Below are 20,910 nucleotides of genomic sequence, written 5' to 3' on the forward strand. Positions count from 1 at the left end.
TGCGTTTGGCGGCGCTGACCGCCGGTGAACGCACACAAATCACTGGATGTCTTGGGGCTCTCCGACGCCCATGTACTTGGAAAGTTGGTAGTGCAGGTTGACCGTGCTGCGTTCGCGGTACGGATTCGGCAGAGTTCCGGGGAATCCTGCTGATTTCATCCCCTGTTGCACCGCCGCCATATTCGAGAAATCCTGCGGCAGCACCGACAGCCAGTTCGGTGAATCCTTCGGGGTGTAAGCCCACTCGGTCTGCGGTTCTTCCCCTTTGGGGTACAGCTCGAAGACCGCGACCTCGAAGATGCACTTGTCCGGGTTGTAGCTCGGATCGGGTCGCGCGCTGTAGCACAGCGCGCTGGTCAGACCCTGTCCCACTTGGAAGTTCGGGAAGATCTGCCACGCCGTGCCGCTCTGCCCCAGGATGTCCGGCGGGATGGTCGGCCAGATCACGCCACGCTTCTCGTCATCGCGGCGCGCCGAGGCCAGCCAGTGCTGCAGCACCTCGTCGGCGGGGGTGCCCTCGGGCAGTTCATCGACCAGTCGCTTGGCGGCATTGACCAGTGTCTGCGTGGTGGTCGCGTTGGTCTCTTCCATGGTGTAGACCTGCATCTCGGCAGTGGAGATGCGCGGATCACCGGTGCCCAGGCGGATCTTGGACTTGGTCTCGTCCATGCCTTTCGGTGCGTCGTAACCGATGTTGCTGTGCTTGCCCTGCGCCTTCGCCCAGCCCTTGAACTCACCGAACTTGTTGAACTCCGGGTGCGTGGTGAACACGTGGTAGGTCTCGTTGAAGGCCTCCATCGCGACCTTCCAGTTGCAGTCGAAGTACAACCATTTGCGCCACTTGTAGCGCATGTTCTCCAACCCGAAGGGGTCGAGGATCTTGGCGGCCGGCATCAGATAATCGGCCAACGACTCACAGTCGGGATCCATGTTGATGAACAGCCACCCGCCCCACGTGTCCACCTGCACGGGCGCCAGGTGGGTGTTGCGTGGCGTGAGTTTGCCCTGCCAGTCGTCCTGTTCCCGGATGTGCGTGCACGTTCCGTCGAGACCGTAGGTCCAGCCGTGGAAGCCGCAGACGAAGGATTTTCGGGCCCGGCCGGTCGCGTTCTTGGCCCCATCGGGGTTGTCGATCAGCTTGCGTCCGCGGTGCATGCAGACGTTGTGATAGGCCGAAAAGGTGTGCGCGCCCGTTCGTACAATGATGATCGAATCGTCGAGGATGTCGTACGTCAGGTAGCTACCGACCTCGGGGATCTCTTCGACCCGCCCGACCTGCTGCCACACCTTGCGCCACAGCCGATCCCGTTCGGCACGTGCGTAATCCGCGGAGATATAGGCCTCGACCGGGATGGTCGTCGGCGCAGACAGGTCCTCGGCGATGGCTCCGGTCGAACCGTCCGGTTCGGCGTCGACCTCCATCGCGGCGTCGAGATCGGATTCGGTATGGGCCATTACATCCTCCTGATGGCGTCGCGGAAGGATTCGTCCTTGAGGAACAGCGAGGTGTTGTCGGCGCCGAGATGGGTCCAGCGCAGGTTCAGCCCGCCATCGACCAGGATGGTCTGGCCGGTGATGTAGCTCGACAGATCCGAGAGCAGAAACAGGATTGCCCCGGCCTGCTCCTCGGGCGTTCCACGGCGGCCCATCGCGATCGCCCGCTGGTCACGGTCGGGGTCGGCGTCCACATACGTTGCCGACGCCGCGGTTTCGGTCACCCCGGGCGCGACGGCGTTGACGCGGATGCCTTCTGCGGCAAGCTCTGCGGCCATGGTGCGGGTCGCCGCGACGATCGCGGCCTTCGCGGTGCCATAGGCGACGTGGTAGGGCGCGGTGTTCATCCCGCTGATCGAGGACACCGACACGATCGAGCCCGGAATCCCTTGCGACCGGATCTCGGAAGCCACAGCCTGGCTCATGAAGAACATCGTTTCCAGGTTCGCGGTGAACAATTCGCGCCAATCGGCCCGTGACACCCGCGTTGCCGGCATCCACGTGGACGGGGCTGCGCCGCCGGCAACGTTGACCAACCCGTACAGCGCGCCGTCGGCCCGTCGTGCCGCGTCGAGCACGGTGGCGATGCCCTCATCGGTCGAGGCATCGGCGGCCACCGTCACCACGTCCAGCCCTTTGTCCGCCAGGGGCGTGACGTGCGTGTCGAGGTTGTCCTGCGACCGGCTCACCGCCACGACCGTGGCCCCTGCCTCGGCCGCCATTCGCGTGACGGTGGTGCCGATGCCTCCACCGCCGGCACCCGACACCACCACGACCCGGCCGTCCAGGCTCAGGGAACTGTCCATGCGCAACCCTTGCCGACTCTCGTGTCTTAATTGTCCGGACAACAAATAGCGATCTTCATATTGGAGAACACTATTCCCCAGCACTTATTCGACCGTCAAGGGCTGATCTGAAGACCATGACATCTATTGTCTGGACTACGGAGAGTTGCTAACGTCCGAGGTCATGAGCGCGCCTCCGGTATCCGACGCGAGATACACCGCAAACCCGACCGTGGCCGAGACCTGGACGCTTCAGCAGGTCAGCGGCCCGAGCCGGCTGTTCGGCGCGAACGGCCTGCGGACCGGTCCGGACGGCCGTATCTACATCGCACAGGTCACCGGCAGCCAGATCAGCGCGCTCGACCTGGGAACCGGCCGGCTGGAAACCGTCAGCGCCAAGGGCGGCGACATCATCGCCCCCGACGACGTGGCGTTCGACGCCAGCGGCAACCTCTATGCCACCGAGGTGATGGACGGACGGGTCAGCGTCCGCGGCGCCGATGGCACCACCCGGGTACTGCGTGGCGACGTGCCCTCGGCCAACGGCATCACGTTCCATCAGGGCCGCCTGTTCGTCGGGGAGTGCCGCGAGGGCGGTCGGCTCATGGAGTTCGACCTCGCCGGTGGCGCCCCGCGCATCCTGCTGGAGGACGTGCCCTCGCCCAACGCCATGGAAGTCGGCCCCGACGGGTTGCTCTACTTCCCCGTGATGGGGGCCAACGAGATCTGGCGGATAGACCCCGACCAAAACGGCCCTGTCGAGCCGCAGGTGGTGGCAGGTGGGCTCGGGGTTCCGGATTCGGTCAAGTTCGACGCCGACGGCCACATCGTCTCGACACAAGTGGCCAGCGGTCAGGTGCTGCGCATCGACCCGCGCAACGGTGAGCAGACGCTGCTGGCCCAGTTGACCCCCGGTCTGGACAATTGCACCTTCGTCGACGGTCGGCTGTTCGTGTCCAACTTCACCGGTGAGATCACCGAGATCTCGTCAGACGGCGCTGAGGCGCTGCTGCCGGGAGGGCTGAACTGGCCACTCGACCTGGCCGTGGGCCCGGACGGCAACCTGTATGTCGCCGACGGCACCTACTTCTACCGGGTCAGCCCAGACGGGACCCTGCAGACCGTCGCCATGCTGTTCTCCCCCGGCTATCCAGGGTTCCTGCGTGGGGTGATCGCCTCGGGCCCAGGAGAATTCATCGTCACCACCGCCGCCGACACCGTGACCCGTTTCCGCCCCGATGGCGCCGAGGATGAGGTGAGTGAGGTACTCGCCGGCGGCATCGATCAGCCCTACGGCGTGGCACTGGCCCCCGACGGCTCGGTACTGGTGGTCGAACAGGGTGCGGGACGGCTGCTTTCGGTGCGCGACGGATCCGTCACCGTCCTCGCCTCGGGCCTGGACACCCCGGTCGGTGTGGCGGTCGGACCCGACGGCGCACCGCTGGTCTCGGTGGCCGGTGCCGTCCTGCGCATCAGCGGCGGAGGTGGCACGCCCCTGGTCGACGGATTGCGCACCCCGCACGGCATTCTGGTACGCGACGGTGCGCTGTACATCGTCGACTCCGGCAGCAAAGAGGTTGTCGAGTATGACCTGGATACGGCGGCCCGCACCACGATCGCCGCCGGGCTGCCGGTCGGCCCACCACCCGGGGTCACCCCGAAGCCGCTGAAAGGTATGCCGCCGTTCTCCGGGCCGCAGGGCCCGTTCGCCGGGATCGCCGCGGGACCCGATGGCACCCTCTACATTTCGGGCGACGGCGACGGCAGTGTGCTCGCATTGCGGCGGAGTTGATCGAATTATGACAATCACCCCAGCGGATCACCGCTACCTGCAGGTCGCACGCACCCTTCGCAAGGAAATCGTCGACGGGGTCTACCCGGTGGGCTCTCAACTGCCCACCGAGCACGAACTGTGCGAGCGCTTCGAGGTGAGCCGCTACACCGTGCGCGAGGCGTTACGGCGGCTGCGCGACGACAACCTCGTCACCTCGCGGCCACGAGCCGGCACCACCGTCGCGCCCAGGGCCGCGACCAATACCTATGCCCAGGACGTGGTCTCGATCAACGACCTGCTGGCGTTCGCCACCGGAGCCCAATTCACCATCGAGTCCAATGCGATGGTCACGATCGACGAGGAGCTGGCCGGGCGCACCGGGCTTCCGCTCGGGGAGCAGTGGCTGGCGGTGCGCGGCTACCGGCAGTCCGAGGACGATCCCGCACCGGTGTGCCGTACCGAGTACTACATCAACCGCGCCTTCGCCGCGGTCGGGCGGATGCTGCAGCGACATTCCGGCCCGATCTTCCCACTGATCGAAGACCTGTTCGGGGTCAGCATCGTCGAAGTGCACCAAGAGATTTCAGCGATCGTCACCTCAACCGAGCTCGCGGCGGGCCTCAAGGTCGCGGCGGGCACCGCGGCCCTGCAGATGCAGCGCACCTATACGACGTCCGACGGGGAGATCGCTCAGGTCACCGTGAACACCCACCCGTCGGATCGGTTCCGTCACGCCATGACGATGCGCCGGGTCAAGGGCTGAGGCCGTGGTGCGAAGCCTGGTGCGACAGGACGAGGCACGTACCGCCGACGCCTATGCCCGCGGGCTGTGGGTGTCGACCACCTTGGCCGACGCGCTGGCCGCCGCGGCGCACGACGAGCCCGACCGAGTGCTGCTGATCGACGGCGAGATCGCCCTGACGGCCCGCGAATTGCACGAGCGGGCACGGGCTCTGGCGATGCAGCTGGGCGACTGGATGCCGGCGGGCAGCGTGGTGTCCTTCATGCTGCCCAACTGGTACGAGGCGGCCATCATCTACCTGGGCGCCACGTTGGCGGGAATGGCGGTCAACCCGATTCTGCCGTCGCTGCGCGACCGGGAGCTGTGCTTCATTCTCGATGACGCACAGAGCCGGGCGATCTTCATTCCCGCCGAGTTCGGTAATCATGACTACGCCGCGATGCTCACCCGGGTCTGCAGCCGGATGGAATCACCGCCGCACGTGGTGGTGCTGCGGGGCGATCCGGGACCGCACCGGGCATTCGACAGCCTTCCCGCGGCAGCCGACCGTGCACTGCCGGCACTCGATCCGGATGACATCCGGATGATCATGTACACCTCGGGCACCACCGGTCGCCCCAAAGGCGTCCTGCACAGCCACAATTCGATCCATGCACTGATCCGGCAACTGCACGAGCACTGGATGATCGACCCCGGCGACACCTTCCTGGTGCCCTCTCCCATCGCCCACATCGGCGGCTCCATCTATGCCTTCGAATGCCCGCTGCTACTGGGCAGCACCGCGGTGCTGATGCAACGCTGGAACGCCGAGGCCGGAGTGGCCTCGATGACCGCGAACGGCTGCACCCACATGGCCGGGGCGACACCGTTTCTGGAACAACTGCTGGGTGCCGCCGAGCAGGCCGGCACCCGGCTGCCCGACCTCAAGGTGTTCATCTGCGGCGGCGCATCGGTGCCTCCATCCCTCATCCGGCGGGCGTCGGACTACTTCGAACGCGCCCTGGTCAGCCGGGTCTACGGTTCTACCGAGGTGCCCGTCACCACCGTCGGCTCATTGGCACCGAGGAGCGTCGAGCACGCCGCGGAGACCGACGGCCGTCCCGGCATCGCCGAGGTCCGGCTGGTTTCCGGCGAGATCCGCGCCCGCGGTCCCCAGATGCTGCGGGGCTACCTGCACCCCGAGGACGAGATCGAATCCTTCGACGAGGACGGCTTTTTCCGCACCGGAGACCTCGGCCGATGGGTGGACGGCGATTACCTTCAGGTGACCGGTCGGGCCAAGGACCTCATCATCCGCAACGGCGAGAACATCTCGCCCAAGGAAGTCGAGGACATCCTGGTCGGTCAACTCGGCATCACCGAGGCCGCCGTGGTGGGCCTGCCCGATGACCGCACCGGGGAACGGGCCTGCGCAGTTCTGGTGACCGCCGACGGCCATCGCCCGGATGTGGCCGAATTGGGCCGGGTGCTGGCCGAACACGGGCTCGCCCGGTTCAAGACACCCGAGCAGGTGGAGGTCTGGGATGCTCTGCCGAAGAACGATGCGGGCAAAGTACTCAAGCACCACATCCGAGCGACGCTGAAGGGTTGACCGAAATGCAGGTTGCGATCGTCACCGGGGCCAGCAGCGGTATCGGATTCGGCTGTGCCACCGCGCTTGCCGCCGCGGGCATGGCGGTGCTCGGCGCCGGACGCGACGAGGACCGACTGGCCGAACTGGAACGCGCGATCGGCGATCCGGAGCGGGTGGAGACCATCGCGGCGGACCTGACCTCCGACGACGGCCCGAGCCGAGTGGTCGAGGCGGCCGTGCGACGCTGGGGCCACGTCGACTTCCTGATCAACAATGCCGGCATCGGCAGTCCCAAACCCCTGCATGAAACCGATGACGACACCCTCGACTACTTCCTGGGGATCATGCTGCGCGCCCCCTTCCGGCTGGCACGAGATGTGCTGCCGCACATGGGCCCCGGTTCGGCGATCATCAACGTCACCTCGACCTTCGCCGTCGTCGGAGGGCTGCGCGGCGGCGCGTACTCGGCCGCCAAGGGCGGGTTGACGGCGCTGACCACCCACATCGCTTGCCAGTACGGTGCACAGGGCATCCGGTGCAACGCGGTGGCTCCGGGTGTGACGGTGACGCCGATGGTCGAGCACCGCCTCCAGGACGACGGATTCCGCAAGATGCAGACCGAGATGACCCCGCACACCCGTCTCGGCCGGGTGGAGGACATCGCATCCACCGTGGCATTCCTGTGCTCCGAGGGCGGCAGCTTCATCAACGGCCAGACGATCGTCGTCGACGGTGGTTGGAGTTCGACGAAATACCTTTCCGACTTCGCACTGAACGCAAAGTGGACTGCGCAATGAATATGTTCGCCGTACTCGACCAGGCGGCAGCGCGTTTCGGTGATCGGGGTGCGCTGTTCCTCGGCGAACGTCAACTCCTGACGTGGGCGCAGTTGCGCGATCGGGTGCTACGGCTGGCCACCTCGCTGAAGACGCTCGGTGATCGTGGCACCCGCGTCGCCGTCGCGAGTGAGAACCGGCCCGAGATCGTCGAGCTGATGTTCGCCATCTGGGCGGCCGAATGCGTCTTCGTCCCCATCAACTACAAGCTGCATCCCCGCGAGATGGCGGACATCCTGGCCGATTCCGGTGCGGCCCAGGTGTTCGCGTCGGCCAAGATCGCGGACGGCCTGGCGGCCGTCACCGATGTCCCGGTCGAGATCATCGGCAGCCAGTCCTACTCGGACCTGTTCAACGCCGAGCCGGCGACCCCGCCGGCGACCGATCCGGATACCCTGGCGTGGCTGTTCTATACCAGCGGCACCACCGGAAAGTCCAAGGGCGCCATGCTGTCCCACCGCAACCTGATGGCGATGACGGTGGCGCACCTGGCCGATTTCGACGATCCGGATGAGAATTGCGCGCTGATCCATGGCGCCCCGATGTCGCACGGCTCCGGCCTGTACATCCCGCCCTACGTGCTGCGCGGCGCCCGCCAGGTGGTGCCCGAATCTGCCGCATTCGAGCCCGACGAGTTCCTGGACCTGTGTGGCCAACACCCGGGCAGCAGCGCCTTTCTCGCGCCGACCATGGTGCAGCGCCTCATCCAGACCGGCCGGCCCCGCCCGCAGAACCTGAAAACCGTGGTCTACGGGGGCGGACCGATGTACGTCGACAGCCTCAAGAAGGCACTGGCCGCCTACGGTCCGATTTTTGTGCAGCTCTACGGGCAGGGCGAGGCACCGATGACGATCACCGGTCTGCGCAGGAGCGATCACATTGGCGCCGACGACGCGACGCTGGGCTCGGTCGGGTATCCGCGTTCGGGCGTGGAAGTTGCCGTGCTGAGCGAGACCGGCGAGCCGGCGGCCGTCGACGAGATCGGCGAGATCGTCTGCCGCGGCGACGTCGTGATGTCCGGCTACTGGAACAACCCGGCCGCCACCGCCGCCACGCTCAAGGACGGCTGGCTGCACACCGGCGACATGGGTTCCTTCGATGCCCGCGGCTATCTCACCCTGCGTGACCGCTCCAAGGACGTGGTGATCAGCGGCGGCAGCAACATCTATCCCCGCGAGGTGGAGGAAGCGCTGCTGGAGCATCCCGACGTGGTCGAGGCCGGCGTCGTGGGTGCGCCCGACGCCGATTGGGGTGAGGTGGTGGTCGCGTTCGTGGTGGGCTCCGGGACCAACAGCGTGGACGCCGCTGCGCTCGATGCGCACCTGCTGGAACGCATCGCCCGGTTCAAACGGCCCAAGCGCTACGAGTTCATCGACGCACTGCCGAAGAACAGCTACGGCAAAGTGCTCAAACGCGAACTGCGCGCGCGTCTGGTTTGACTCTCACCACATCAGGCCGCGGATCAGCTCTGTCGGCGGGATATCCTCGGCGGCAACCAATCCCGACGGTGCGCGGCATACCCAGTCGATGGCATTGACCACCCGGGCGGCTGTGGACAAGCACCCGGCGTCGGTCACGTCGAGGACCGGATGGGAGAGGCTGGTGCTCATCTCGATGCGCGGCTCGCCCTCGACGATCACCTTGTGAATGCCGGACTGCCCCTCGGGCGGGTACTCCCAATCCGGCGCCGCCGCAGGCGTGAGCCGGGTGGTGTGCTCGACGGTGATCACCGGCACGCCGCCGCGCAATCCTTCGGCGGCGAAACGGGTTCCGGCCAGCTGCCCCGGCTCGACGGTCATCATCGTGCAGTCGATGCGCTCGGTGGCATACCACGGCTCGAATCGCTGACCCACCTCGTCGAGTTCCACCCCGATGCGATCGGCGAGGTTGCGTACCAGGCCGCCGAACATCGACGTGATCACCCCGGGCTGGAATGCCATCGGCAGGTCGTCATCCGGTGTGGTGCCGAAACCCATGGCGGTGCCGGTGTATTCGTAGTCGTCGTAATTGCCGTAATCGAAGATCTCCTTGACCGTCACCGACTCGGCGCGAGTGACCAGGCTGAGCGCCGCGTACACCGCGGTATCGCCCGAGAAGCCGGGGTCGATGCCGTTGACATACAGCGTGGAATTCCCCGCGGCACATGCCTTCTCAAGCGGCACCCGCAACCAGTCGTCGGCCTGGCGCGGTGTCACCAGCCACACCATCGAGGTGCCGACCACATTGATACCGGCCGCCAGGAACCGTGACATCTGTTCGATGGCCTCCATCGGGCGGGTCTCGCCCAACGCCGTGTACACCACGCAATCGGGGCCGAGCGCGATGAGCGCATCGATGTCGTCGGTCGCGACGACGCCCGTCGGCGCAGGGTGTCCACACAGTTCGGCGGCGTCGCGCCCGATCTTGTCCGGCCCGGCGGCATGGACACCGACCAACGACAGATCGGGCCTGCCGATGATCGCCGCCAGAGAATGCCTACCGACATTGCCTGTCGAGAACTGAACCACTCTGCGCATCCCGTCAACCTATATTGTTGACTTCAGTCAGCAGAAGGGGCCGGGAAACGAGATGCCGGAGAAGACTTATCGCGTGATCCAATGGATGACCGGCGACGTGGGCCAGGTCGGGATACGTCATTTCGCCGACAACCCGGTGTTCGACCTCGTCGGTGTCCTGGTCCACACACCGGAGAAGGTCGGCAAGGATGCCGGCGACATCGTCGGCATCGCTCCCACCGGCGTCATCACCACCGACGACGTCGAATCCATCACCGCACTCGACGCGGACTGCGTGTTCTACACGCCGGTGATCATGGATGTCGACACGGTGTGCCGCCTGCTGCGGTCCGGCAAGAACGTCGTCACCACCAGCGGCTTTTTCCACCCGTCACCGGATTTCGCGGCGGATGCCGAGAAGATCCGTGCGGCCTGCGAAGACGGCGGAGCATCGTTTCACGGCGGCGGAATCCACCCCGGCTACGCCGGGGACATCCTGCCGCTCACCCTGTCCAGGGTGATGAACAGGATCGACGCCATTCATGTGTACGAGGTCGTCGACGTCCTGAAAGATGCGCCGATCGACCACATCGATTGGATGGGATTCGGCAAGGACAAGGACAAATTCCTCACCGAGCCAACCATTCTGGGCCTCGGACAGCCGTTCTTCGCCCAGTCGATGCACATGATCGCCGACGGCCTCGGCGTCACCATCGACGAGGTGACCGCCGCCGAGGTCGGCGTCGCGACCGCGGTCGCGGACATCCCGCACGACGAGGGCGTGATCCCGAAGGGCACGGTCGCCGCCCAGCGGCACCAATGGACCGCGTGGGTGGGCGGGCGACCACTCATCACCCTGCACGCGATCTATGTGACCGCGGGACCCGACGGACTCGAACCTGCGTGGGACTGGGGCGAGACCCGGTACGAGATCGTGATCGAGGGCGACCCGGCGACCGAGCTGACCCTCAAGGGCGTCAGGCGGGCCGACGGCACCATGTCCCATCCCGGCTACGACTGGACGGCCATGGGTGCGATCAACGCGATACCCGATGTGTGTGATGCCCCGCCCGGCTGGCTCAATCACCTCGATCTGGGCCTCATCCGCCCCCGCGGACTCGTCCGCCGATGACCGCCCGATCCCCGTAACGCGCGAGCAGACGCGGAGTCGCACAAAACTGGCTGCAAAAGTGCGACTCTGCGTCTGCTCGCGAGAGAACGTTACGACGCGTAGAGCGCCTTGAACTTGTTGAGCGACTGCTGGATATCACCCTTGAGTGCCGCCGCGACCACCATGCCGATGGGCCCGAACAGGGCCGGCCCCCCGAGGTGGACGTCGAAGGAGACCTTGGCACCGTCCCCTCCATCAACGGCGGCCGGCGTGATCTTTCCGATCAGCTTGACCTTTACCCCGCCACGGCCATCGCCGTTGAGGGTCAGGGACTGCGGCGGCTTGTAATTCACCAGCGTCCACTTCACGCGGTTCAGCATGCCCTTGACTTCGACGATCGAGTCGATGACCGTGCCCTTTTCCAGGGTCTCGGGCAACTCCGACCGCCAAGCGCGGTGAATGCTCAGCCATTGGTCGTAACGGGACAGATCAGAGGCGTACTCCCACGCCTTCTCCGGCGGCAACGGAACATCGACGGAGACAGACAATTTAGCCATAGGTTACTGCTGCGGAGCCTGCGGATCGTCCTTGCGGATCGCGCCCTTGGCCGCGTCCTGCGCCTTGTCGACATGCTGGCTGTACTTGCCCTGCGTCTTCTGATCGACGATGTCGCCGGCCTTGTCGATCGCCGTGTCGACCTTGTCGGCGTTCTTCGACAGCAGGTCTTTCACCTTGTCCAAAAATCCCATTTACCCACCCTATCGTCTGGAGATCATCCGAACTTCTTCTGGGAACGCGCGTCATTGTGCCCCGCGTCAGCTATCTCCACAACCGCCGCGTCTCCCCCAGCACGATGCCCTGCACCCACCACAGCACCTCGATCAGCGCGGCCCCGAGCAGGCCGATACCCAGCGCGATGCCGGTGACCTTGAGATTCGACGGATCCAGCATGAACAGGCGCTGAGCCAGCGGCAAACAGAAGATCAGCACATACGCCAGGCCCGACACCGCCACCAGCGCCACCCGCCACCATTCATACGGCCGTGCCACCACCGACAGCACCCACAACGAGGACACCAACAGCGTGATCAGCGCCGCGGTCGAGGCCTGCGTCTGTTCCACCGCACTGGCGGCCCGGCCCTGATAGGCCACCAGATAGGAGACGAACGTGGCGGTGCCGACCACCAGCCCCGAGGGCAACGCCGCCGTCATCACCCTGCGCACGAAACCGGAGTGGGCCCGTTCGGTGTTCGGGGCCAGCGACAGGATGAACGCCGGGATGCCGATTGTGAACCATGCCGCGATGGTGACGTGGATGGGCTGGAACGGGAACAACAGCGGATCGGTGCCGAACCACTTGGACGACAACCCCGCGATCCCCACCAAGACTGCCAGCAGCACCGAGTACACGGTCTTGGTGAGAAACAGATTCGAGACCCGTTCGATGTTGCCGATCACCCGCCGGCCCTCACCGACCACGTAGGGCAGCGTGGCGAACTTGTTGTCCAACAACACGATCTGAGCCACCGCACGCGAAGCCGAACTGCCCGAACCCATCGCGACGCCGATATCGGCATCCTTGAGGGCCAGCACATCGTTGACCCCGTCCCCGGTCATCGCCACGGTGTGACCACGCGACTGCAGGGCGTGCACCATGGCCCGCTTCTGGTCCGGGCGCACCCGGCCGAACGTCGTGTACTGATCGAGAGTCTCGGCCAGCTGCTCCGGGTCGTGAGGCAACTGCCTGGCGTCCATCGTCTCGCCGTGCAGGCCGAGCTTGCCCGCCACCGCACCCACCGACACCGCGTTGTCGCCGGAGATCACCTTGACCGAAACATGCTGGGAAGCGAAGTAATCGAGAGTGTCACCGGCATCGGGACGGATCCGCTGCTCCAACACCACCAGCGCAACCGGCGTGACGGTGCCGGGGGCCCGCGGCGCGTCGACAGCCAGATCGGAGGAACCCACCAGCAGCACCCGCAGGCCCTTGGCGCCGATCTGCTCGGCCTGCTCGGCCACCGGCGAGGCGGAATCCAACAACACGTCCGGCGCGCCGATCACCCAGTTGCCGTGGTCGCCGTAGGACGCTCCACTCCATTTGGTGGCCGACTTGAACGGGGCTGTCGCCGTGGCCGTCCACCCCGGCGGCATCTTGTAGGCCTCGGCGATGGCCACCATGCTGGCGTTGGGCCGGGCATCGTCGGCGGCCAGCTGGGCCAGTACCTCGGCGACATCGTCTTCGGTGAACGCTTTGAGATCGCTTACCCGCATACCGTTTTCGGTCAGCGTGCCGGTCTTGTCCGCGCACACCACGTCGACCCGGGCCAGGCCCTCGATCGCGGGAAGCTCGTTGACCAGGCACTGACGCCGGCCCAGCCGCACCACGCCCACCGCGAACGCGATCGAGGTCATCAGCACCAGACCTTCAGGCACCATCGGCACCAGCGCACCCACCATGCGCAACACCGCGTCCTGCCAGTCGGCATCGGTGGTAAACAGCTGGGTATAGATGGTGAGCAGGCCGGCAGGCACCAGCAGGTAGGTGATGAACTGCAGAATCTTGTTGATGCCGTTGCGCAGTTCGGATTTCACCAGGGTGAACTTGGAGGCCTCCGCGGCGAGCTTGGCGGCGTAGGCCTCGCGCCCCACCTTGGTGGCCCGATAGGCACCGGAGCCGGCGACAACGAAACTGCCCGACATCACCGCGTCGCCCACATCCTTGGCGATCGGATCGGCCTCACCGGTCAGCAGTGACTCGTCGACCTCGAGGTTGGATTCCTCGATGACCTCGCCGTCCACCACGATCTGATCGCCGGGCCCGAGTTCGATGATGTCGTCGAGCACGACCTCGCTGGGAACCACCTCGCGACTTCCCGCCGCCCGGCGCACGGTGGGCCTGGCCTGCCCGACGATGGCCAGCTTGTCCAAGGTCTGCTTGGCGCGGATCTCCTGGATGATGCCGATCGCGCTGTTGGCGATGATCAGCAGGCCGAACGCACCGTTGATCACCGATCCGGTGGACATCACGATCAGGAACAGCACACCGAGAATCGCGTTGATCCGGGTGAAGACATTGCCGCGCACGATCTCCGAGACGCTGCGGGCGGCCCGGGTTGGGACATCGTTGCTCTTACCCTCGGAAACCCGCTGAGCCACCTCGGCTTCGGTGAGACCAGTGACATTGATCGTCGTCATGCGCGCGAAGTCCTCGTCCCGTCGGGGTCGTGATCAGACGTCAGTTTGCCATCCGAGAGCGCTCAGAACTCCCACCACGGATCTAACGCCGCAGAATCGGCATCAACCCGTTGCCCGGGACGCGGCACCGCGATCTGCACACCGGCCGGGTCGGCCGCCGTCATCAACCGTCGCACCGGCTCGGCCCACGGGTGCGGGGCCAAGCGGAACGTCGCCCAGTGGACCGGCACCAGCAACCCCGAATCGGTGACATCCAGATGGGCGCGCACCGCCTCCTCGGGGTTCATGTGGATGTCTGGCCAACTCGGGTGATACGCCCCGACCGGAAGCAAAGTCAGATCGAAAGGCCCGTATTCCGAACCGATTTCGGAAAAACTCTTTGTGTAGCCGGTGTCCCCGCCGAAGAACGCCCGGTGTTGGGGACCGATGACGGCCCACGACGCCCACAGCGTGGTGTTGCGCTCGAACAGCCGTCCCGAGAAATGCCGGGCCGGCGTGCAGACCAGGGTCAGCTCGCCGATCCGGTGACTCTCGTTCCAGTCGAGCTCGATGATGCGATCTTCAGGTATCCGCCACTTGCGCAGATGTGCCCCGATGCCCAGCGGCACCACGAACGGCGCGCGCTGCGTGCGGGCCAACCCCAGGATGGTGTCGATGTCGAGGTGGTCGTAGTGATCGTGGCTGATCAGCACGGCATCGACGGCGGGCAGCGCCTCCAGCGGCAGCGGGGGTTCATGCAACCGCTCGGGGCCCACCACCCGCGACGGCGAACACCGACGGCTCCAGATCGGGTCGGTCAGCACGCGGTAACCGTCGATCTCGATCAGCGCGGTGGAGTGCCCGTACCAGGACACCGCGCACACCGCGGCTTCCCCGTCGGCAGGTTCTGCCAGCGGGATCGGCCCGGGTGGCCGGCTGGCGGAGCGGGAGCTCAACATCTCGGAGAGCAGCATCCGCCACTCCTCGCGGCTCATGCTGACGCCGGGCGAGGCGGGCTCGATGTTGACGAACACACCGTCGGCGTACTGCGTGGACCGCTGCGCCGTCGGGCGGATATCACGAGGCAGGGCGCCCACCGAGGCATACGTCCCGTTCAGCGCGCGCACCAACCACCCACCGGCCAGCACTGGCACTGACCTGACCCCGAACCGCAGCGCAGCGCCCAGCATGTCAGGCCCCGATGAAGTTGGGCGGCCGCTTCTCGATGCGCGCCACCTGCGCCTCGATGACGTCCTTGGACGCCCACGCCTTGTCGAACAGCTCCTTGTGCGCCGGCCAGGACTCTTCGTAGGCACCGTCGTCGTTGAGTACACGCTTGGCGTGCTGCAGCGCCAGCGGAGCGAATCCGGCCAGCTCGGCGGCCCACTTCTGGGCGTCGGCCAGGGTGCCGATGCGGTTGGCCATCCCGGTCTGCAGTGCGGTTTCGGCGGTGAGCTTCTCCGCGCCCAGCAGCATGCCGCGCGCTCGGCCGTAGCCGACCAGCGACGTCAAGCGCCGGATGCTCCAGTTGTCCAGGGCGAGGCCGTACTTGGCCACCGGGAACTGGAAGTAGGCACTGGGGGCGACGACCCGAAGATCGCAGATCATCGAGAGGATCACACCCGCGCCGATCGCCGGCCCGTTGATCGCGCCGATGACCGGAACCGGGGTCTTGTCGATCGCCAGGTTCAGCGCCAGGGCCTTGTCGGGAAGCTTCTCGGCCATGCCTGCGGCATCGGTCAGGTCAGCTCCCGAACTGAACACCGGACCCGCGCCGGTCAGCACGATGGCCCGCACATCCTCGGTCACGGCGCTCTCCACGGCTTCCCGCAAGCTGTCGACAAGCTCGCAGTTCAGCGCGTTGCGCCGCTCCTCGCGTTGCAATTCCAGGGTCAGGACATTGCCGTCTCTGGTCACACCAATCATGTGGTCAGCCTATATACGCTTCAGCTGTGAGTCGGATCGGCGCCCGCGCGCTACGTGATGCAGTGCTCGACGAAGGTTCGTTCCGGAGTTGGGACGCTCCGCCGCTGACGGTCGCCCGTTCGCAGGACTACCAGCGGGAACTCGACGCGGCGTCATCGAAGACCGGGCTCGACGAATCCGTGTTGACCGGCGAGGGCACCATCTTCGGCCGCCGCGTGGCCGTCGTGGTCTGTGAGTTCGACTTCCTGGCCGGATCGATCGGGGTGGCCGCCGCCGAACGGATCACCGCCGCGGTCACCCGCGCCACCGCCGAGGGACTGCCGCTGCTGGCCTCACCGAGTTCGGGCGGCACCCGCATGCAGGAAGGCACCGTGGCCTTCCTGCAGATGGTCAAGATCGCCGCGGCCGTCGAACTGCACAAGCAGGCTCACCTGCCCTACCTGGTGTACCTCCGCCATCCCACCACCGGCGGGGTGTTCGCGTCCTGGGGTTCGCTCGGGCATGTCACCGCCGCCGAGCCCGGTGCGCTGATCGGTTTCCTCGGGCCGCGGGTGTACGAGCACCTGTACGGCGAACCGTTCCCGCCGGGGGTACAGACCGCCGAGAATCTGCATGCCCATGGCGTGATCGACGGGGTGGTGCCACTCGCGCTGCTGCGCGACACCCTCAATCGCACCTTGCGCGTGGTTTTGGACCCTCCTGCCCCGCCCCCCGCCGCGGCGGTACCCGAGCCGTTGCCCGACGTGCCGGCCTGGGAATCGGTGCTGGCGTCACGGCGCCCGGACCGGCCCGGCGTCGGCTACTTGCTGCGCCACGGAGCGACGGACCGGGTGCTGCTGTCGGGAACCGAACGCGGCGAGGCGGCGACGATGCTGCTGGCGCTGGCCCGCTTCGGCGGACAACCCGCGGTGGTCGTGGGCCAACGACGCAGCGAGGGCGGACTCGTGGGGCCCGCCGCCTTGCGCGAGGCCCGGCGGGGCATGGCCTTGGCGGCCGGACTGCAGCTGCCGCTGGTACTCGTGATCGACACCCCGGGCCCGGCACTGTCCATCGAGGCCGAGCAAGGCGGGCTGGCCGGTGAGATCGCCCGCTGTCTGGCTGAGCTGGTCACGTTGAACACGCCCACGGTGTCGGTGCTGATGGGTCAGGGCAGCGGCGGGCCCGCGCTGGCGATGGTTCCCGCCGACCGCGTGCTGGCTGCCGCGAACGGCTGGCTGGCTCCACTGCCGCCCGAGGGCGCCAGCGCCATCGTGTACCGCGACACTGCCCACGCCGCGGAACTGGCTGCCGCGCAAGGGGTTCGCTCTGTCGATTTGTTGCGCACCGGCATCGCCGACGCGATCGTGCCCGAACATCCCGACGCCGCCGACGAGCCGCGGGCGTTCACCGCGCGGCTGTCGGCCGCCATCGCCGGCGAGTTGGCCCACTTGCGTGCGGTGCCCGGCGAACAGCGGTTGCAGACCCGGTTGGAGCGCTATCGGCGCATCGGGCTCGGTTGAGGCTCCCGGGCCGCCCGGACCGCCCGGACCCAGATCGCCGAGATCGACGCTATGGTCGTCGGGATCGCAGATTCACGACCATAGCGTCGATCTGGGCGCGCGGATTGCCCGCGCTCAGACCTCGATGGGCGGGTTCAGCCGGTCCATCGTGTACTGCCGATCACGCCGCGCGGCCCACGAACTCGCGGCCAGCGAGGCCACCAGCACGCCGGCCAGCACCGCGATCGCGATCCACAGCCGTGAATCGATCCCGCCCACGATCAACTGGCGAAGACCGTTGACCGCATACGTCATCGGATCGACAGGATGCAGGATCTGGAACGGTTTGGCGGTGGTCTCGACGGGATAGATGCCGCCGGCCGAGACCAGTTGCAACATCAGGAAGGCCAGTGTCACCACCCGGCCCACCGACACCCCGAACAATGCGTTGAACGCCTGGATCAGGGCCAGGAACGCACCCGCGACCAAGAGCAGGAACGCCACGGTGGCCAAGGGGTATTTGGCTTGCAGACCCACCCCGAAATGCACCACCACATACATCACCAGCACCTGGCAGACCACGATCAGCAGCGCGGGCCAGTAGGAGGCCAGGACCACCCGTAGCGCCCCCAGCCCATTGACCACCGGACGGGACTGCAACGGCTTCAACAACATCCAGATGATGAGCGCACCGATGAACAGCGCCAACGGCAGGAAGAAAGGTGCGAACCCGGTGCCGAACGTGGCGGCCGGATTGTGCGTCTGGATGTCCAGCGCCACGGGCGCGGCCAGTGTGCGCGCCACCTCGGTGCGCTGCTGCGGGGTCCAGGACGGGACCTGGGTGGAGCCCTCCTTGAGCGCGGTGGCCAGTTGCTGGTTGCCTGCCTGCAGCTTCTCCGTGCCCGCGGCGAGCTCCCCTGCCCCGCTGGACAATTGGCGCCCACCGTTGGCCAGCTGCACCAAGCCGCTGTTGAGCCGCCGGGCGCCGTCGTTGAGCTGGTGCGCACCGTCGCGCAGTTTGACGACGTCGGAGCGCAAACCGCCGGTGACCGCCTTGGTGATGAACACCCGCAGTTTGCTGTTCGGGTCGCCCAGTTCGTTCTCCAGCTGGGCGGCGTTGTCACGCAACCGGATCAAACCTTCATCGGTGGTGGGGTCGAGGCCGCGAGCCTGCAACAACCGCTGCGCACCGGCCAGGAACTCCCCGGTGTCGCGCACCGTGGGATCGGGGCTGTTGCGCAGGATTCCGACCGCCTGGTCGACGATCGCCGCGGCCTGGGCCTGGTCGATGTTGAGCGCCGCGATCCGGTCGGTGGTCGAGCGCACCGCACCGGACAACCGCTGCGCGGCCATGCCGACTTCGTTGGGATCCAGGCCGAGCCCGCTCACCCGGTCCAACACCGTCAGCAGCGGATCGGTGGCGGTATCCACCGCCGTAGACAGTTGCCTGGTACCCGCGGCCAACTGGGCAGACCCATCACGCGCGGTGACCAGGCCCGCGGTCAGAGCGTCGGCCCCGGTGGACAGCCGGTGCGCACCGTCATTGGCCGCGGCACTGCCGTTGGCCAATTGCTGCGCGCCGTCGGCGGCCTTGATCAGACCGGCCCCGGCGTCGGTCAACCCAGTGAGGACGGTGCCGACCGTCCGTTCGCCGATGTTCGCGTTGATCTGGTTGATCACCTCACGAGCCGCGTTCTGGCCGATGATCGAACCCAGGTAGTTGTTGGCGTCGTTGAACGTGAAGCGGACATTGGCCTGGTGCGGTGAATCACTCGACGGTGAGGAGATGCTGGTGCTGAAATCCTCCGGAAGCGTGATCGAGAAGTAGTACTTGCCGCTGGATACGCCCTCGGCGGCTTCGGCAGCCGAAACCCGGTGCAGCTGAAGCTGTCCCGAATCCACGAGCGCGTCGGAGACCTCGTCGCCGGCCTTGATCTGCTGGCCCTCCGCGACGGTACCCCGATCCTCGTTGACCAGTGCCACCGGAACCTTGTCCACCTCACCGAACGGGTTCCAGAACGCCCACAGGTACATCGCGCCATACAGCAGCGGCAGCAGGATGACCGTCACGAGCGCGATACGCGGCATCGTGCCGCGCGAGAAGCGTTTCAGGTCAGTGCCCAAAGACATTCCGGCCAGCACGGTTACTCGCCACCTTTCTGCGAACCGGCCAGCTCGGCCGGCGTCGTGTTGGGCACTGTCAGCTGGGCACGCACAGCCGAGGCCAGATGGCCGGGCACCCCGTTGATCGTCGCGGTGATGACGGTCTGCTTCTCCCCCAGCGCGATCAGGCGCCCCAGCAGGATGTCCCGGTTGCGGTCATCGGTGAGGTGGTCGAGGTTGCCGACCACCAGCAGCGGCGGGCTCGAGGTGTTGGCCAGAGCGATGCGCAGCAGGATCTGATCGAGCTCGGTCAGCCCGTCGAAGTACGCCGTCAGCGACGGCAACGGCAGTTCACCGAACACCGGTGCGCACATGGCGGCCAGCGCGTCCTCGTCGGCCCGGCCCACCAGGGTGTACCAGGGCGCGTCCCATCGGAGTTGCTCGGTCACCAGGTCGCGCACCGTCACCGACTCCGACACCGTGTCGAGTTCATCGATCCCGGCCAGCGCCGCGGCACGGAAGATGTCGGTGGCACCGGTGCGCCCGAATACGGTCAGCTGCCCGCGTGCCGTTCTCATCCGCCCGGCCAATGTCATCAGCAGTGCGGTACGACCGGTACCGGCCGGACAGACCAGCACCGTGACGCCGCCTTCGTCGATATCGAGGTCGACGGGCCCGTACACCGGGCCCCATGGGCCGTGCATGGCGATCGCGCGCGCGGTGATTGCCGGTGGCTTTTGCTCGTCCTCACCGGTATCAGGCTCGAGACTTTGCTCAGGCATAGGCACATCACAACACATCCGGCGGGTGCGCACAGGCAACCGCAAACCCGGATTACCTGTCGATTCTTGTGGGGACGCTGGCGAAGTCCTCGCCGGTCTTCCGGTGACGACGGTCACTCCAAGGCTGCGACGTGTCATTGCCGAACTGACACAACCGATTTCGGATCGGGACTCCGGCGGCGGCACGTGTTGACAATTTCGCGGTGTAGGGTTTCTAATGAAAGCCGCGCTTCGTTAGGTGAGGCTCCTACTCGAACACAGGCCACTGATCCGACGACGTCGAGAGACGCCCAGGGTTAGGACAGGTCTTCCCGGCCTAAGGGATGACCCGAAGTGGCTTCCCACCTCTGGTGGGACACGTCGTGTAGTGCCAAAGCTCTGATGAGGAAGTGCACGCGCCGGCATATTTGGCCGCGCGCCCAACTTCCTCTTCAGCGTGTTTGCATCTGATGATTGCGCGCCCGCACATCAAGATCAGCGGCGTTGCGTGCGCCCGACAGCAAGGAGGTGACGACGACATGACATCGAGCGACGATCCGTATCCCAGTCCGATTCGAAAACGTCTGTCCACAAGCACCTTTCCGCTGTCGATGACCGCCTAGGTCCGCCTCCCCGGACGCCCGTGGTGGCTGACTGC

The 20,910-nt window shown here is 66.4% G+C and carries 17 protein-coding genes and 1 riboswitch; of the genes, 7 read left to right on the plus strand and 10 right to left on the minus strand.

Annotated features, from left to right (window positions below; genetic code table 11):
* Positions 1–39: 39 nt before the first annotated feature.
* Both QQ25_RS25945 and QQ25_RS25950 read right to left on the minus strand, forming a co-directional pair.
* Positions 40–1,455: an aromatic ring-hydroxylating oxygenase subunit alpha gene (locus QQ25_RS25945; protein ID WP_039381967.1), complete on the minus strand. Its 1,416-nt coding sequence runs from the start codon at positions 1,453–1,455 to the stop codon at positions 40–42.
* Positions 1,455–2,300 (minus strand): SDR family NAD(P)-dependent oxidoreductase, encoded by an 846-nt coding sequence (locus tag QQ25_RS25950; RefSeq protein ID WP_039381968.1) that lies wholly within the window; start codon positions 2,298–2,300, stop codon positions 1,455–1,457. Before QQ25_RS25950 ends, QQ25_RS25945 begins: the two co-directional genes overlap by 1 nt.
* A 163-nt stretch (positions 2,301–2,463) precedes the next feature.
* Here QQ25_RS25950 and QQ25_RS25955 point away from each other — a divergent pair, with 163 nt between their 5' ends.
* From QQ25_RS25955 to QQ25_RS25975, 5 genes are read left to right on the plus strand one after another with little or no spacing between them, the layout of a single operon-like run.
* Positions 2,464–4,071 (plus strand): SMP-30/gluconolactonase/LRE family protein, encoded by a 1,608-nt coding sequence (locus QQ25_RS25955; RefSeq protein ID WP_039381970.1) that lies wholly within the window; start codon positions 2,464–2,466, stop codon positions 4,069–4,071.
* A 7-nt stretch (positions 4,072–4,078) separates the two neighbouring features.
* Positions 4,079–4,816 carry a GntR family transcriptional regulator gene (locus tag QQ25_RS25960; RefSeq protein ID WP_039381971.1) on the plus strand — a complete coding sequence of 246 codons (738 nt, stop codon included), beginning with the start codon at positions 4,079–4,081 and terminating at the stop codon, positions 4,814–4,816.
* A 19-nt stretch (positions 4,817–4,835) separates the two neighbouring features.
* Positions 4,836–6,386 carry an AMP-binding protein gene (locus tag QQ25_RS25965; protein ID WP_039382647.1) on the plus strand — a complete coding sequence of 517 codons (1,551 nt, stop codon included), beginning with the start codon at positions 4,836–4,838 and terminating at the stop codon, positions 6,384–6,386.
* A gap of 5 nt (positions 6,387–6,391) precedes the next feature.
* Positions 6,392–7,165: an SDR family NAD(P)-dependent oxidoreductase gene (locus QQ25_RS25970; RefSeq protein ID WP_039324825.1), complete on the plus strand. Its 774-nt coding sequence runs from the start codon at positions 6,392–6,394 to the stop codon at positions 7,163–7,165.
* Entirely contained in the window at positions 7,162–8,643 is a 1,482-nt protein-coding gene (locus tag QQ25_RS25975; protein ID WP_039381973.1) for an acyl-CoA synthetase, read from the plus strand. Before QQ25_RS25970 ends, QQ25_RS25975 begins: the two co-directional genes overlap by 4 nt.
* Before the next feature lie 3 nt (positions 8,644–8,646).
* Here the strand turns inward: QQ25_RS25975 and QQ25_RS25980 are convergent, their stop codons facing one another.
* Entirely contained in the window at positions 8,647–9,720 is a 1,074-nt protein-coding gene (locus QQ25_RS25980; protein WP_039381975.1) for an NAD(P)H-dependent amine dehydrogenase family protein, read from the minus strand.
* A 52-nt stretch (positions 9,721–9,772) separates the two neighbouring features.
* Between QQ25_RS25980 and QQ25_RS25985 the strand changes: the two genes are divergently transcribed.
* On the plus strand, positions 9,773–10,831 hold the full coding sequence (locus QQ25_RS25985; RefSeq protein ID WP_039381977.1) for an NAD(P)H-dependent amine dehydrogenase family protein: 1,059 nt from the start codon (positions 9,773–9,775) through the stop codon (positions 10,829–10,831).
* Positions 10,832–10,920: 89 nt separating this feature from the next.
* On the opposite strand, the gene QQ25_RS25990 is transcribed toward QQ25_RS25985, so the two are convergent.
* The 5 genes from QQ25_RS25990 to QQ25_RS26010 form a co-directional block, all read right to left on the minus strand.
* On the minus strand, positions 10,921–11,367 hold the full coding sequence (locus QQ25_RS25990) for a type II toxin-antitoxin system Rv0910 family toxin (protein WP_039381978.1): 447 nt from the start codon (positions 11,365–11,367) through the stop codon (positions 10,921–10,923).
* 3 nt (positions 11,368–11,370) lie between these two features.
* The gene (locus tag QQ25_RS25995) at positions 11,371–11,559 is read right to left on the minus strand and encodes an antitoxin (RefSeq protein WP_039381980.1); all 189 of its coding nucleotides are present in this window, start codon (positions 11,557–11,559) and stop codon (positions 11,371–11,373) included.
* Between the two features lie 70 nt (positions 11,560–11,629).
* Positions 11,630–14,005, minus strand: coding sequence for a cation-translocating P-type ATPase (locus tag QQ25_RS26000; RefSeq protein ID WP_039381982.1), 2,376 nt, complete (start codon positions 14,003–14,005; stop codon positions 11,630–11,632).
* Positions 14,006–14,067: 62 nt separating this feature from the next.
* The gene (locus QQ25_RS26005; RefSeq protein WP_039381984.1) at positions 14,068–15,174 is read right to left on the minus strand and encodes an MBL fold metallo-hydrolase; all 1,107 of its coding nucleotides are present in this window, start codon (positions 15,172–15,174) and stop codon (positions 14,068–14,070) included.
* A gap of 1 nt (position 15,175) precedes the next feature.
* Complete coding sequence (locus QQ25_RS26010; RefSeq protein WP_039324839.1) at positions 15,176–15,910, minus strand: enoyl-CoA hydratase; 735 nt, start codon at positions 15,908–15,910, stop codon at positions 15,176–15,178.
* Positions 15,911–15,936: 26 nt separating this feature from the next.
* On the opposite strand from QQ25_RS26010, the gene QQ25_RS26015 reads away from it, so the two are divergent.
* Positions 15,937–17,409, plus strand: coding sequence for a carboxyl transferase domain-containing protein (locus QQ25_RS26015; protein WP_039381985.1), 1,473 nt, complete (start codon positions 15,937–15,939; stop codon positions 17,407–17,409).
* Between the two features lie 114 nt (positions 17,410–17,523).
* On the opposite strand, the gene QQ25_RS26020 is transcribed toward QQ25_RS26015, so the two are convergent.
* Positions 17,524–19,518, minus strand: a complete 1,995-nt coding sequence (locus QQ25_RS26020) for a YhgE/Pip domain-containing protein (protein ID WP_039382648.1) — start codon at positions 19,516–19,518, stop codon at positions 17,524–17,526.
* 14 nt (positions 19,519–19,532) lie between these two features.
* Positions 19,533–20,273: a P-loop NTPase family protein gene (locus QQ25_RS26025; protein WP_039381987.1), complete on the minus strand. Its 741-nt coding sequence runs from the start codon at positions 20,271–20,273 to the stop codon at positions 19,533–19,535.
* A gap of 223 nt (positions 20,274–20,496) precedes the next feature.
* A riboswitch (M-box (ykoK) riboswitch) is annotated at positions 20,497–20,669 on the plus strand.
* The last annotated feature ends 241 nt before the right edge of the window (positions 20,670–20,910 follow it).

The organism is Mycolicibacterium setense (genome assembly GCF_000805385.1).
GTDB lineage: Bacteria > Actinomycetota > Actinomycetes > Mycobacteriales > Mycobacteriaceae > Mycobacterium > Mycobacterium setense.